At 72.3% G+C, this 13,776-nt stretch carries 12 protein-coding genes; 9 read left to right on the top strand and 3 right to left on the bottom strand.

Annotated elements, in window-relative coordinates:
* Positions 1-134: 134 nt before the first annotated feature.
* A complete protein-coding gene (locus tag ACFW22_RS21530) occupies positions 135-806 on the bottom strand; it encodes a lysophospholipid acyltransferase family protein (protein ID WP_384897171.1) in 672 nt (223 codons plus the stop codon).
* A gap of 242 nt (positions 807-1,048) precedes the next feature.
* Between ACFW22_RS21530 and ACFW22_RS21525 the strand changes: the two genes are divergently transcribed.
* From ACFW22_RS21525 to ACFW22_RS21515, 3 genes are all read left to right on the top strand, one after another.
* On the top strand, positions 1,049-2,212 hold the full coding sequence (locus ACFW22_RS21525; RefSeq protein WP_386406988.1) for a glycerophosphodiester phosphodiesterase: 1,164 nt from the start codon (positions 1,049-1,051) through the stop codon (positions 2,210-2,212).
* Between the two features lie 101 nt (positions 2,213-2,313).
* Complete coding sequence (locus tag ACFW22_RS21520; protein WP_386406985.1) at positions 2,314-2,916, top strand: sigma-70 family RNA polymerase sigma factor; 603 nt, start codon at positions 2,314-2,316, stop codon at positions 2,914-2,916.
* Positions 2,917-2,953: 37 nt separating this feature from the next.
* Entirely contained in the window at positions 2,954-3,445 is a 492-nt protein-coding gene (locus ACFW22_RS21515; protein WP_386406982.1) for a GNAT family N-acetyltransferase, read from the top strand.
* Positions 3,446-3,493: 48 nt separating this feature from the next.
* Here ACFW22_RS21515 and ACFW22_RS21510 read toward each other — a convergent pair whose 3' ends face one another.
* Both ACFW22_RS21510 and ACFW22_RS21505 read right to left on the bottom strand, forming a co-directional pair.
* Positions 3,494-3,931: a hypothetical protein gene (locus ACFW22_RS21510; protein WP_386406979.1), complete on the bottom strand. Its 438-nt coding sequence runs from the start codon at positions 3,929-3,931 to the stop codon at positions 3,494-3,496.
* Between the two features lie 2 nt (positions 3,932-3,933).
* Complete coding sequence (locus ACFW22_RS21505; RefSeq protein ID WP_386406976.1) at positions 3,934-4,296, bottom strand: hypothetical protein; 363 nt, start codon at positions 4,294-4,296, stop codon at positions 3,934-3,936.
* Positions 4,297-4,973: 677 nt separating this feature from the next.
* Here ACFW22_RS21505 and ACFW22_RS21500 point away from each other — a divergent pair.
* The 6 genes from ACFW22_RS21500 (at position 4,974) to cobT (ending at position 13,688) form a co-directional block, all read left to right on the top strand.
* Positions 4,974-6,035 (top strand): methionine ABC transporter ATP-binding protein, encoded by a 1,062-nt coding sequence (locus ACFW22_RS21500; protein WP_386406973.1) that lies wholly within the window; start codon positions 4,974-4,976, stop codon positions 6,033-6,035.
* A complete protein-coding gene (locus ACFW22_RS21495; RefSeq protein WP_386406970.1) occupies positions 6,032-6,700 on the top strand; it encodes a methionine ABC transporter permease in 669 nt (222 codons plus the stop codon). The genes ACFW22_RS21500 and ACFW22_RS21495 overlap by 4 nt, the downstream gene beginning before the upstream one ends.
* Before the next feature lie 92 nt (positions 6,701-6,792).
* Positions 6,793-7,647, top strand: coding sequence for a MetQ/NlpA family ABC transporter substrate-binding protein (locus ACFW22_RS21490; protein WP_386406967.1), 855 nt, complete (start codon positions 6,793-6,795; stop codon positions 7,645-7,647).
* A 222-nt stretch (positions 7,648-7,869) separates the two neighbouring features.
* Positions 7,870-8,505, top strand: coding sequence for a GNAT family N-acetyltransferase (locus ACFW22_RS21485; protein ID WP_386406964.1), 636 nt, complete (start codon positions 7,870-7,872; stop codon positions 8,503-8,505).
* Positions 8,506-8,575: 70 nt separating this feature from the next.
* Complete coding sequence (cbiE, locus tag ACFW22_RS21480; RefSeq protein WP_386406961.1) at positions 8,576-9,817, top strand: precorrin-6y C5,15-methyltransferase (decarboxylating) subunit CbiE; 1,242 nt, start codon at positions 8,576-8,578, stop codon at positions 9,815-9,817.
* Between the two features lie 331 nt (positions 9,818-10,148).
* Complete coding sequence (cobT, locus tag ACFW22_RS21475; RefSeq protein WP_386406958.1) at positions 10,149-13,688, top strand: nicotinate-nucleotide--dimethylbenzimidazole phosphoribosyltransferase; 3,540 nt, start codon at positions 10,149-10,151, stop codon at positions 13,686-13,688.
* Positions 13,689-13,776: the final 88 nt, after the last annotated feature.

Raw genomic sequence — 13,776 nt, 5'->3', positions numbered from 1 at the left:
GTACTGGGATACCCACACGCTCGACAAGGACGGCGAGGTCATCGACGTGCCGGCCGCGGGGGGGGCCGGGGCGCGGGGGGGCGGGGGGGCGGCGCCCCCCCGGGCCCCCCCCCCCCACTCGGACCGCGGAACGCCTATGCGGCCTTCGCCTTCGTGGCGTACATGTCCACGTACTCCTGGCCGGACAGCCGCATGACCTCGGCCATCACCGAGTCCGTCACCGCCCGCAGCACGTACCGGTCGCGGTCCATCCCGTCGTAGCGCGAGAACTCCATCGCCTCGCCGAACCGGACCGTGACCCGACCCGGGCGCGGGAAGCCCGCGCCACCCGGCTGGATCTTGTCGGTGCCGATCATCGCGAACGGCACCACCGGCGCGCCCGTCATCAGCGTCAGCCGGGCGATGCCCGTGCGCCCCCGGTACAGCCGGCCGTCGGGGGAACGGGTGCCCTCCGGGTAGATCGAGAAGATCTTTCCCTCTTCGAGGACCCGGCGCCCCGTCATCAGTGCCGCGACGCCGCCGCGCCCGCCGTCCCGGTCCACCGGGATCATGCCGACGCTGGTGAAGAACCAGGCCATCGCCCGGCCCTTGAGGCCCTTGCCCGTCACGTACTCGTCCTTGCCGATGAAGTAGACGGGGCGGTCCAGGCAGATCGGCATGATCATCGAGTCGATGAAGGTCAGGTGGTTGCCCGCGAGGATCACGGGTCCGGTGCCCGGAATGTTCTCCGCACCCTCCACGCGGGGGCGGAACATCAGGCGCATGACCGGCCCGAGCACTGCCTTGATGATCGCGAGACGGGACAACGGTTCCTCCGGTGGGAAGCGGGTCGGTCGAGCTGTCGAGCCGAGGGTGTAGCTGGCGACGATACTCGCGCGGCGGCCTCGCACGCACGTCGGGTTCATCACGTGGATACACAGTGTTGACGTGTGTTTCCGCCATGTTCCGCGGAGGTCCGCCGTCCGTAGGCGCGCACTGCCTAGCCTCGGGGCCGACCACGGACGAGGCGCGGGACAGGATGTCGCGGCCCCCACGGAGAGGATCCCTCATGACCCAGGGCGAACGCCGTACCCCGGCGCGGCGGACGGTTCTCGGGGCGGCGGGTGCCGCCGTCCTCGGCGCCTCCGCGGCCCTCGCTGCCGGCGCCGACACGGCGCACGCCGCCGCGGGCCGCCCGCCCGGCCGCGGCTACCGTTCCCTCCCCGTTCCCACCGTCATCGGCCACCGCGGTGCCAGCGGCTACCGTCCCGAGCACACCCTCGGCTCGTACCGCCACGCCCTCGACCTCGGTGCCCACGTCGTCGAGCAGGACCTCGTCCCCACCCGGGACGGGCACCTGGTCTGCCGTCACGAGAACGACATCACCGGCACGACCGACGTCGCCGACCACCCCGAGTTCGCCTCCCGCAGGACCACCAAGACCGTCGACGGCACCACCCTCACCGGCTGGTTCACCGAGGACTTCACGCTCGCCGAGCTCAAGACCCTGCGGGCGAAGGAGCGCATCCCCGGCATCCGCCAGGAGAACACCCTCTACGACGGCCGTTGGACGGTCCCCAGCTTCGAGGAGGTGCTGCGCTGGGCCGAGGACGAGGGCCGTCGTCGGGGGCGCCCGATCTGGCTCCACGTCGAGACCAAGCACCCCAGTTACTTCCGTTCCCTCGGCCTGGGGCTGGAGGAGCGCCTCGCGAGGCTGTTGCGCCGGTACGGCCGTCACCGTGCGAACTCCCCGACCTTCCTGCAGTCCTTCGAGCCCAGCAGCATCCAGCGCCTGGCCGGGCTGGTCGACGCCCCGGGCGTGGTGTTGCTCTCCGGTCCGGCCAGCCGTCCCTGGGACTTCGTCGAAGCCGGTGACCCGCGCACGGTCGCCGATCTGGTCACGCCCGAGGGCCTGCGCTGGATCGCCTCGTACGCCAAGGGCATCGGTCCCACGCTCGACCTGGTCATCCCCAAGGACGCGGGCGGCCGGCTCGGCACGCCGACCACCCTGGTCCGTGACGCGCACGCCGAGGGGCTGATCCTCCATCCCTACACCCACCGCAACGAGAACGCCTTCCTGCCCGCGGACTTCCGCAGGGGTACGGATCCGACGGAGTACGGAGATGCCTTCGGGGCGCTGAAGCGGTACCTGGAGACCGGGATCGACGGCATCTTCTCCGACAACCCGGACACCGCCCTGCTCGCCGCCGAGGACCTCACCGCCCGCGGCTGAACCGCCGGGGGTGCGGGACCGGAGCCGGTTCCACACCCCCTACCGGGTGGTTTGCGCCCCGTACCGCAACCGCAGGTGCGGCCCCCGGCATCGTGCCGGACATGACCACCCCCGAGATCCTTCCCGCACCAGAGGCCGACGAGACGGACCCGCACGCTCCGGGAACTGCTTCCGCTCCCGGTCTCCTCGCCGCCCTGGGCCCGCTGCTGGCCGCCGAGTCGGATGCCGAGGCACCGGCCGCCGGCGTCGACCCGGGCGACCTCGAACAGGCCGTCTGGCTGCGCCTCCTGGAGCGGCTCCAGGAGACCGGTGCGGCCCCCGAGCGGCCCGCCGAATGGCTGCGCCGTGCCGTCCGTGCGGAGGCGCGCCGGGCCCGCAGGACCCACGACCGGGAACGTCCCTACCGGGACGAGCCCGTACACGAGCCGGGCGGAGCCGAAGCCCACGGCTCCCCGGAACGCTCCCTGTTGGTCGCGGAAGGCCGCCGGACCCTACGGGCGGCCGTCACCCAGACCCCCGGCCGCTGCCCCAGGGTCCTCACTGCGATGCTCGACCCGGAGGACCCCACGTACCGCGAAATCGCAGGAGAGTTGGGTATCTCACAGGGCAGTCTGGGGCCGATGCGTTCCCGTTGCCTGGGATGCCTGCGCAGAATGCTGGCTGCAGAGGTTCCCGCCCCGGGTCGACGGGGAAGGGTGCGTTAAACCGATGATCGACCAGATGAGCGGGAGGCGTGCACACATGGGCCTGAGTGTGACCATCTCAGCGGCGGACGCACAGGACGCGGAGCACATCCTGAAGCTGCAGTACCTCTGCTACCAGGGCGAGGCGGAGCTCTACGGGGACTGGTCGATCGAACCGCTCACCCAGTCGCTGGACGCCCTCCGCACCGAACTGGAAGAGGGGTACGGGCTCGTCGCCCGACTCGGCGACGAAGTCGTCGCCTCCGTGCGGGCCCGCCTCGACGCGGACGGCACGGTGCGGATCGCCAAGCTGATCGTGCACCCGCGGATGCAGCGGCACGGCCTCGGCGGTCGCCTCCTGGACGGCATCGAGCGCCACTACGCGACGGCCACCGACCCCGAGGCGGCCTCCGCCAAGCGGTACCAACTCTTCACCGGCCACCGCAGCGAGGGCAATCTGCGCCTCTACCGCAGCAAGGGGTACGCGCAGGTCGCCGCCCAAGAGCTCGGCCCGAAGCTCACCTTGGTCACCCTGGAGAAGGCGGCCTGAGCCGGGCGCCGACCGGTCGGCGCACCGTGCCCGGAGCGGGCCGTCCGGTCAGGCGGCCCGCACCGCGCCACGTGACCTGCGCAGCCACCAGATGCCGGTCAGCGGCAACAGCACCGGGATGAAGACGTAGCCGTAGCCGTAGTCCGACCAGACCGTGGCGTCGGGGAAGGCGGACGGTTCCAGCAGCGTCCAGGTCCCCACGACCACCACCCCCGCGAGCTCGGCGGCGCAGCAGGCCAGCGCCGCCCTGCGGGCCTTCTCCCCGCCCCGCACCAGCGTGTAGGTGATGAAGGCGTAGACGACGGCCGCCACCGCCGAGAGGCCGTACGCGAGTGGAGCGCGGTCGAACTCCGTGGCGATCTGGTAGATCGAGCGGGAGACCGCGCCGACCGACATCACGCCGTACAGCCAGACGAGCAGCATCCCCGGACCGGTGACGAGGCGGGTCTTCGAGCCCGGGCCCGCCTTCTCCTCCGTCTCGGTCATGATCAGCCCACCGTCCAGATGTCGTAGAGGCGCACTTCGAGCACGGCCAGCACGACCGCGCCGGCCGCCACCGTCGCCGAACCCCACCGGCTCCGCTCCGCGAGCGACATGAAACCGGCGATCGGCACCGCGCACAGTGCGCCGAGCAGATAGGCGACGAAGATGGTCGTGCCCTCCTCGGCCTTCTCGCCGCGCACCAGCTGCACGATGCCGATGACCAGCTGGAGCAGGACCAGGAAGGTCACCACGGCCATGCCGATGAAGTGCCAGTCCTTGGTGGGCTGGTCCCGGAGGGCGGCGTAACCGCACCAGGCGGCGAGGGCGAGCGCGGCCACGGAGACCGAGACCGTCAGGGCGTCAAGCATGCGCCCGAGCGTATTACGGGTCGGGCGGCCCGATGCGCCCGCCCCTCCCCGCGGGCCCGTCGCGGAGACCTTCGCTCCGTGGGTCCGCCGCCGAGGAGCTTCCCGCGCGGGCCCGTCCGCCGTCTCTCCGGAAATCTCGACAGCGGCGGACGTGCCGAGCTTCCCGCGCGGGCCCGTCCGCTACGGCGGAGACGGCGTGGCCTTGACCACACGCGGCGCCCCGCGCCGGCTTCCCGGCCAGCCCCTCCCCGCAGGCCGCGTGCGGGGAACGCCGGCGGAGCGGGACGAGGGGCACCCCGACACGCGTCCGCATGCCGTCTCAATCCTGTCCGCTATTCGGACAGCCCGCTTCCCTTCGCAGCTGCGCATGTTTTACTTGCAGACATGACCACGACGAGCAGCCGCACCCTTGCGACCGAGGCGAACATGACGCCCGGTGCTCGTCGCATGTGTCGAATGTGCGCCATCTGAGGGCCCCCGCCTGAGCCTCGCGCCCCGAAGCGAGACCCCGACGGCCGAGCCGGTCCGACTGCCCTGCGGCGTCGGACCTCGCCTGCCCCGCGCACCGCTGCCCCGCCACCGGCCGGAGCAGTCCCCCGTGCGCCTGACTGTCCCCCGATGAATGCCCCGTGCGCGACGGACCCCGCGTCGCGCACTCGACAGTGACGGAAACCCCTGTGATCACCACTTCGGGCCTGACCAAGGTCTACGAGTCGCGCGGCCGGCAGGTCACCGCGCTGGACGGCGTCGACCTCCACGTCCGCGAGGGCGAGGTGTTCGGCGTGATCGGCCAGAGCGGCGCCGGCAAGTCCTCGCTCATCCGCTGCGTCAACCTCCTGGAGCGTCCCACCTCCGGCACCGTGACGGTCGACGGCGTCGACCTCACCGCCCTCGCGGGGAAGGGCCGCCGCGCCGGCAAGGACCTGCGCCGGGCGCGCAGCAGCATCGGCATGGTCTTCCAGCACTTCAACCTGTTGTCCTCCCGCACGGTGAAGGACAACATCGAGCTCCCCCTGGAAATCCTCGGCGTCTCCGGCGCGGAGCGCTCCCGCCGAGCCCTGGAACTGCTCGACCTCGTCGGCCTCGCCGACAAGGCCAAGGCCTACCCCGGCCAGCTCTCCGGCGGCCAGAAGCAACGCGTCGGCATCGCCCGCGCCCTCGCCGGCAAGCCCAAGGTCCTGCTCTCCGACGAGGCCACCAGCGCCCTCGACCCGGAGACCACCCGCTCCATCCTCCAGCTCCTGCGCGACCTCAACCGGCAACTCGGCCTCACCGTCCTGCTCATCACGCACGAGATGGACGTCGTCAAGACGATCTGCGACTCCGCCGCACTGATGCAGCACGGCCGCGTCGTCGAGTCCGGCACCGTCGGCGAGCTGCTCGCCACCCCCGGCTCCCCACTCGCGGCCGAACTCTTCCCGGTCAGCGGCGCCGCCACCGCTCCCGACCGGACGGTCGTCGACGTCACCTTCCACGGGGAGTCCGCGACCCAGCCGGTGATCTCGCAGCTCGCCCGCACGTACAACATCGACATCTCGATCCTCGGGGCGGCGATGGACAGCGTCGGCGGGCGGCAGATCGGCCGGATGCGGATCGAACTGCCCGGACGCTACGAGGACAACGTCGTCCCGGTCGGCTTCCTGCGCGAACAGGGCCTCCAGGTCGAACGCGTGGAAGACGACGCCCAAGAGCCGGGCGATGCGCCCGTGCTGGTGAAGGAAAAGGAAGGTGCCAAGTGACCTGGTCGGAGATGCAGCCCCTGCTCGAACAGGGCACCGTCGACACCCTCTACATGGTCCTGTGGGCCACCGTCGTCACCGTGGTCGGCGGCCTGCCGCTCGGCATCCTCCTCGTCCTCACGGACAAGGGCGGACTGCTGCAGAACCGGCCGGTGAACAAGGTCGTCGGTGCGATCGTGAACGTCGGACGTTCGCTGCCGTTCATCATCCTGCTGATCGCCCTGATCCCCTTCACCACTCTCGTCGTCGGCACCTTCATCGGCCCCACCGCAATGATCGTGCCGCTCGCCGTGGGAGCCATCCCCTTCTTCGCGCGCCTCGTCGAGACGGCGATCCGCGAAGTCGACCACGGACTCGTCGAGGCCGTGCAGTCCATGGGCGGCGGCATCCCCACCATCGTCCGGAAGGTGCTCCTCCCGCAGGCCCTGCCCTCGCTGGTCTCGGCCGTCACCACCACCGTGATCGTGCTCATCGGGTACTCCGCGATGGCCGGCGCGGTCGGCGGCGAGGGGCTCGGCTCCAAGGCCGTCACCTATGGATACCAGCGCTTCGACACCACGTTCATGCTGGTCACGGTCGTGGTGCTGGTCGCCATCGTGACCGTCGTCCAGTTGATCGGTGACGGAGTCGTCCGACTCCTCGCCCGGCGGGGCCGTACCGCGTAAGGGCCCCCGCCCACCCCGAACTTCGAATTTCGAAGAAGAGCCCGGACTTGTTGTCCAGGCGTCCGTTGTTCCATCAGAAAGAGGCACTCTTCGTGCGCAAGAACATCAAGCTCACCGCCGGCATCGCCGCCACCGCCGCCGTCGCCCTCGGCCTCACCGCGTGCGGCACCTCCTCGGACCCGTCCTCCGCCAAGGACGCGGCCGGTGCCGCGGACAAGCCCCTGGTCGTCGCCGCTTCCCCGACGCCCCACGCCGACATCCTCAACTTCGTCAAGGACAACCTGGCGGAGAAGGCCGGTCTGAAGCTGGAGGTGAAGGAGTTCACGGACTACGTCCTGCCGAACACCGCCACCCAGTCCGGTCAGGTCGACGCCAACTTCTTCCAGCACAAGCCGTACCTCGACGACTTCAACGAGAAGAACAAGACCACCATCGTTCCGGTGGTCAACGTCCACCTGGAGCCGCTGGGCCTCTACTCCAAGGGCCTCGCGTCGGTGAAGGACATCAAGGCCGGTCAGACGATCGCCGTCCCCAACGACACCACCAACGAGGGTCGTGCGCTGCACCTGCTGGCCGACAACGGCCTGATCACCCTGAAGCCCGGCGTCGGCACCGACGCCAAGCTCTCCGACATCGCCGACAAGAAGGGCCTGGAGTTCAAGGAGTTGGAGGCCGCCACCGTGCCCCGAGCCCTGAACGACGTCGACGCCGCAGTCATCAACGGCAACTACGCCATCGAGGCCGACCTCCAGCCCGCGAAGGACGCCCTCGTCCTGGAGGCGGCGGAGGGCAACCCGTACGCCAACTTCCTCGCCGTCAAGGAGGGCAACGAGAAGGACGCCCGCGTGCAGAAGCTCGCCGAGCTCCTCAACTCGCCCGAGGTGAAGAAGTACATCGAGGACACCTACAAGGGTTCGGTCATCCCGGCCTTCGGCGCCGCCGAGTAAGTCCCGACGGCACCGCTTCCGCGTCCGAGAGGACGTCAGACCGGTTTCCCCGTACGGCCCTTGTGGTGGAGGCCCCGCGCATCCCGTCCGGTGCGCGGGGCCTCCGCCGTGACCGCCCCGGGCTTCACCGGGACACCCGACCCGGCCATGCGCACCGACGGCCACATGCTGCATGCTGTGCGTTCACGGTCGATTCGGACGGTCCACGGCATGGAGCTGCGCATGACTACCACCTTTCCGGACATCTCCATCAACACGGACCGGTTGGTGCTGCGCGCGTTCGAGGAGGCGGACGTTCCCGCCCTCACCGAAATGATGAACGACGAGCTCGTCGGTGCCTGGACCGCGGTGCCCCAGCCCTTCACCGAGGCCGCCGCCCGTGCCTGGATCACCGAGTACGCCCCCGCCGAACGCGCTGCGGGCCGGGGCATCGACCTCGCCGTCACGGAGTTCCTCACCCAGCGGCTCGTCGGGGTGATCCAGCTGACCAAGACCAATTGGCAGGTCCGCTCCGCCGAGCTCTCCTACATCATCGCCCCCTGGGCCCGCGGCGAGGGCTACGCCTCCGAGGCCGCCCTCGCGACCGCCCAGTGGCTCTTCGGCGACCAGGCGTTCGAGCGCGTGGAACTGCGCACCGCCGCCGACAACACCGCTTCCCAACAGGTCGCCCAGAAGATCGGCTGCATCAGCGAGGGCGTCCTCCGGAACGCCTGCATAGCGCGCGCCCGGGCCGAGGACGGCAGCTGGACCGAGTTGCGCACCGACTTCATCGTCTGGGGCCTCCTGCCCGAGGACCTCGACGGGGTCGCCGACCAGATGGCCGAGGCCGGCTACTCCTCGTACACCGACTGGAGCTGATTCCGGGCGATCCCGAGGTACGCTCGGCACGCCCCCGACCTGCGACAACACCACAGGGAGAGACACGACGATGGCCGACCGCGTCACAGTGATCGGCTGGGACGGATCGCCCCTCACCGCGGCGGCCCGGTCCGCGCTCTCCGCCGCCACCCTGGTGGCCGGCGCCGCCCACCACCTCGCGCTGCCCGAGGTGCCGCCCGAGGCCGAACGCATCCGCCTCGGCAGCGCCGACCTGGCGGCCCGCCGCATCGCGGGACACCGCGGCAGCGCCGTGGTGATCGCCGACGGCGATCCCGGCTTCTTCGGGGTGGTCCGCACCCTGCGCGCCCCCGAGCACGGCCTGGAGGTCGAAGTCGTCCCCGCCGTCTCCCCGGTCGCCGCCGCCTTCGCACGGGCCGGCATGCCCTGGGAGGACGCCCGGATCGTCGTCGCCCACGAGCGCACCCTGCGCCGCGCCGTCAACGTCTGCCGGGCCCACCCCAAGGTCGCGGTCCTCACGTCGCCGGGCGCGGGACCGGCCGAACTCGCCCTGCTCCTCGACGGGGTCCACCGCACCTTCGTCGTCTGCGAGGAACTCGGCACCGACCGCGAACAAGTCTCCGTACTCACCTCGGACAAGGCAGCCGACCACACCTGGCGCGACCCGAACGTCGTCCTCGTCATCGGCGGCGCGGTCGGCGGCACCCCCGCCGCTTCCTGGGTGACGGGTCAGGATCCGGCCGCGAGCACCGTACGGGGCTGGGGCCTTCCCTCCGGGGAGCCCGGTGCCGGGGACCGGGGCTCCGGCACCGGAACGGCCCGCCCCGGAGCAGGCGCGGACCCCACCCTCCGCGCCGTCCAACTGGCCCGCCTCGGGCCGCGCGTCGGCGACCTCGTCTGGGACGTCGGCTGTGCCGACGGAGCCTTCTCCGTCGAGGCCGCCCGCTTCGGCGCGGCCGTCATCGCGGTGGACTCGGACCCGGCCGCCTGCGCCCGCACCGAGGCCGCCGCCCGCCGCCACGGCGTACCGCTCCAGAGCGTCAGGGGGCGCGCCCCGCACGTCCTGGAGAGCCTGCCCGAGCCGGACGTCGTGCGGATCGGCGCCGGCGGCGTCCCCGTCGTCACCGCCTGCACCGAGCGGCGTCCGGAACGGATCGTTGCCCACGCCTCCACCCGCGACGAGGCCGAGGCGATCGGAGCCGCCCTCTCCGACGGTGGCTACGTCGTCGAGAACCTGCTCCTCCAGACCATCGGACTCGATCCGGGCGACTGGTCGGAGCGCGAGCGTTCGGTCGTGTTCCTGCTGTCCGGGCGCAGGCAGACCCCCGCCTAGTCCCGCCGGGAGGAGGCCCACCCGTGACCCGGGCGCCCCGTTCGGGCAGGGTAGGCTGGCCGATTGTTGTACCGCACCGGGACGTTCGGCGATCTATTGCTCAATGTCCTGAATTGATGGCCCTTTCGCGCCGTCGATGTGGTACTCGACAAGGGGGGACCGCGCGACGTGGCGCAGTCCACAGCGCACCGTGGCAGTTCTCCCTGTCACGATGGCCGAGGGTCGCGACAATGTGTGGGTGTCCGCGTGCTTCGTGCCGCGCGGCGCGCACGCTCGTTCTTGTTGGCGGGCGCAGGTCTGAAGGAGCACAAGCGATGGGCGAGGGGTACGCATGACGGACACCGGCCAGGTCCCGGGCGAGGGGCTGCCGGAGAACGCAGGCATGGTCGAGCAGCCGGGCATCCCCGCTCCGGGCGCGTACGCCTTCCTGGACCCCTCCGAGCACACCGCCGAGGACGACGACCTGCTGCTGATGCCGGGTGCCCAGGGCGCCTGGAGCGAGCAGGCCCCGGGCACCGTGCCCGCGCCACCGGTCGCCGTTCCGGCCCCGCCGGTGACACCCGTCGTCCCCCACCAGGGCGTTTCGCACCCGGCGGTCCCGGAGGCGCCCGCCCCGCAGATGGCCCCGGTGGGCGATCCGCTCACCGACCCGCTGCCCGCTCCGCTCGCGGGCCCGGCCCCCGATGCCGTGCCGCTCGCCGACGTGCTGACGGCCCCCCAGGTCCAGACGCCTCCGCAGGGCGTGCCGCTCGGCACCCCCGCGCACGGCGTCCCGGTGCCCCCGCAGGAGCCGGTCCGCACCGACCACGGTTACGAACCCGGCATCCTCGACACCGGCGCCCATGAAGCGGCCGGCCGGGACTCCGGCTCCGTCGACCTCGGCGGCGTCCGGATGCCCCCGCCCGCCGCGGCCCCGACCCCGGCACGGCGTCCCCTGCACATGGGCCCGCCGGTTCCCGAGGCCACCGGCGGCGTCGTGCGCTCCCTGGCCGACCGCGGCCCGGCCACCGCGCACGTCCAGGTCCCGCAGCCCGCTCCGGCCCCCGAGCCGGCCGTGGCCACGGCACCGGCTCCGGTGCCGATGCGGAACCCCGGGCCGCCGACCACCGGCCCCGAATACTTCGAGATCGCGCAGGACCAGCAGCTCGCCCCCCAGGGGGCCGAGCCCTGGGGCGTGCAGCCGCAGGAGACGGTGCCGACCGCAGAAACGGTCGTCCCGCAGCCGACCCCGTCCGGGCAGGTCGAGGAGGTCGCCCCGCAGCCCGCTCCGGGCCCGACGGAGGAAGCCCCGGTACAGCCTCCGGCCGCCGAGGTCGTCGAGCTTGCCGCTGCCCCGCAGGGGGCGCCGGAGCCCATGCCGGTGACCGAGGAGCCGGCCCCGACCGGTGCCGCCGTTCCCGCCCCGCGCGAGGGCGAGCCCGTGGCCCCCGCACCCACCGGGGCCCCGACCGCCGACCCGGTGGCCCTGACCGTCGACCCGGTGGCCCCGGGCACGGACCCGGTGGCCCCGGGCGCAGAGGTCCCCGCCGCCCCGGTGGTCGACGCTTCCACCACCGCCCAGGTCGTCGAGGCCGAGTCGCAGGCCCCCGAGGCCCCGACCGCCGAGCTTCCCGAACCCGCCCCGGTCGTCGAGGCGCCCGCCCCGGTCGTCGAGGGGCCCGTCCCGGCTACCGAAGCCCCCGCTCCGGTAGCCGTCCCGGCCGTCGAGGTCCCCGCGGCCGAGACCGAGCCCCCGGCTCCTGCCACCGCCATGGCCGCGTCCGCTGCGGAGCCCGCCGCGCCCACCACTCCCGCCGCGGAGCCGGTCGCGGATGCGGAGGGGGAGCCGGTGGCGGAAGCCGACGCCGAGGCGACCCCGGAGCAGCCCGCCGAGTCCCTTCCCCAAGCAACCGTGCAGGTCCCGACCGACGCCCCGACCGCCGCCTCCGTCCAGCCCGGCACCGAAGCCCCGGCCGAGGTGCAGGCCGAGGTGCCCGTCGAGGTCACGGCCGACGAGATCCCGGTCGTGGCCGAGGACGCCCCGGCCGAGGCCGGCCCCGAGGCCCCGGTGGAGCAGGGTCCCGAGGCGGAAGCCGCACCCGTCGCGGCCGAGGCCGCCGAGCCCGTGGCACCGGCTTCCTCCGAGGAACCGCGTCCCACCACCCCGGCCCCGGGCTACGACGAAGCCGAGCGGGAGGCGGTCCTGCGGGTGATGCGCGAGCGCCGCGACATCCGCAACGGCTTCCGCAGCGACCCGATTCCGCACGAGGTGCTCCTCCGCGTCCTCGAAGCGGCGCACACCGCGCCCAGCGTCGGCCACTCCCAGCCGTGGGACTTCGTGGTCATCCGCTCGGCCGACACCCGACAGGCCATGCACCAACTGGCCCAGCGCCAGCGCGAGGCCTATGCCAAGTCGCTGCCGAAGGCCCGCGCGAAGCAGTTCAAGGAACTGAAGATCGAGGCCATCCTCGACACGCCGGTGAACATCGTCGTGACCGCCGACTCCACCCGGGGCGGCCGCCACACGCTCGGTCGCTACACGCAGCCCCAGATGGCCCCGTACTCCTCGGCACTCGCCGTCGAGAACCTGTGGCTGGCGGCACGTGCCGAGGGCCTGGGCGTCGGCTGGGTCAGTTTCTTCGACGAGCGGGAGATGGTCCGCGCCCTCGGGCTTCCCGAGCACCTCGAAGTGGTGGCGTACCTCTGCGTCGGCTACGTCGACGAGTTCCCCGAGGAGCCCGAGCTGATGCAGGCGGGCTGGTCCAAGCGCCGCCCGCTGGCCTGGGTCGTCCACGAGGAGACGTACGGGCGCCGTGCCCTGCCGGGCGAGGAGCCGCACGACTTGCTCCAGGAGACGGTCGCCAACATCCGTCCGCTGGACGCCAAGGCGCTCGGCGAGGCGTGGGAGCGCCAGAAGCGCATGACCAAGCCCGCGGGTGCGCTGGGCATGTTGGAGATCATCTCCGCTCAGCTCTCCGGCCTCTCCCGCGTCTGCCCGCCTCCGGTTCCGGAGCCGGCCGCCGTGGCGATCTTCGCAGGCGACCACGGAGTCCACGCCCAGGGAGTCACTCCCTGGCCGCAGGAGGTCACCGGGCAGATGGTGGCCAACTTCCTCGGCGGCGGAGCGGTCTGCAACGCCTTCGCGAACCAGGTCGGCGCCGAGGTCTGCGTCGTCGACGTCGGTGTGGCAGCCGAACTTCCGGCCACGCCCGGTCTCCTGCCGCGCAAGGTCCGCCAGGGCACCGGTGACTTCACCACGGGGCCGGCGATGACCCGCGAAGAGGTGCTGGCCGCCATCGAGGTGGGCATCGAGACGGCCCGTGACCTCGTGGCAGCGGGCAACAAGGCCCTGCTCACGGGCGAGATGGGCATCGCGAACACCACTGCGTCCGCCGCGCTCATCTCGGTCTACACCGGAGTGGACGCCGCCGAGGTCACCGGTCGGGGCACCGGCATCAACGACGAGACGCACGCCCGCAAGGTGGACGTGGTCCGGCGCGCGCTCGCCCTGCACGAGCCGGACCCGGCGGACCCGATCGGAGTCCTGTCCGCGATCGGCGGACTGGAGCACGCAGCGCTCGTCGGCCTGATCCTGGGCGCGGCGTCGCTGCGCACCCCGGTCATCCTGGACGGCGTCTCCACGGGCGCGGCGGCCCTCGTCGCCCGCGCCATCGCCCCCGAGTCGCTGGCGGCCTGCATCGCCGGACACCGCAGCGCCGAACCGGGGCACGTGGCGGCCCTCAACAAGCTGGGGCTGCGCCCGCTGGTCGACCTGGACCTCCGCCTCGGCGAGGGCACGGGCGCACTGCTGGCACTCCCGCTGGTGCAGAGCGCGGCGCGCGCGATGCACGAGGTGGCCACGTTCGACTCGGCGGGAGTCACCGAGAAGTAGCATCCGTCGTGGGCCCCCCGACCCAAGGGGCGGGGGATGTGCCCGGCCCCGGTGAAGACGTAGCCCCGGGCACCGGGCAGTGTCTCGG

The organism is Streptomyces sp. NPDC058872 (assembly GCF_042743065.1).
In the GTDB taxonomy this organism is placed as follows: domain Bacteria; phylum Actinomycetota; class Actinomycetes; order Streptomycetales; family Streptomycetaceae; genus Streptomyces.
Note: the sequence above shows the minus strand (reverse complement) of the source record. Positions and strands in the feature narration are given on the sequence as shown.

Coding starts and splice junctions, on each gene's coding strand:
- ACFW22_RS21525 (WP_386406988.1), top strand. CDS start 1,049: ATGACCCAGGGCGAACGCCGTACCCCGGCGCGGCGGACGGTTCTCGGG.
- ACFW22_RS21520 (WP_386406985.1), top strand. CDS start 2,314: ATGACCACCCCCGAGATCCTTCCCGCACCAGAGGCCGACGAGACGGAC.
- ACFW22_RS21515 (WP_386406982.1), top strand. CDS start 2,954: ATGGGCCTGAGTGTGACCATCTCAGCGGCGGACGCACAGGACGCGGAG.
- ACFW22_RS21510 (WP_386406979.1), bottom strand. CDS start 3,931: ATGACCGAGACGGAGGAGAAGGCGGGCCCGGGCTCGAAGACCCGCCTC.
- ACFW22_RS21505 (WP_386406976.1), bottom strand. CDS start 4,296: ATGCTTGACGCCCTGACGGTCTCGGTCTCCGTGGCCGCGCTCGCCCTC.
- ACFW22_RS21485 (WP_386406964.1), top strand. CDS start 7,870: ATGACTACCACCTTTCCGGACATCTCCATCAACACGGACCGGTTGGTG.
- cbiE (WP_386406961.1), top strand. CDS start 8,576: ATGGCCGACCGCGTCACAGTGATCGGCTGGGACGGATCGCCCCTCACC.
- cobT (WP_386406958.1), top strand. CDS start 10,149: ATGACGGACACCGGCCAGGTCCCGGGCGAGGGGCTGCCGGAGAACGCA.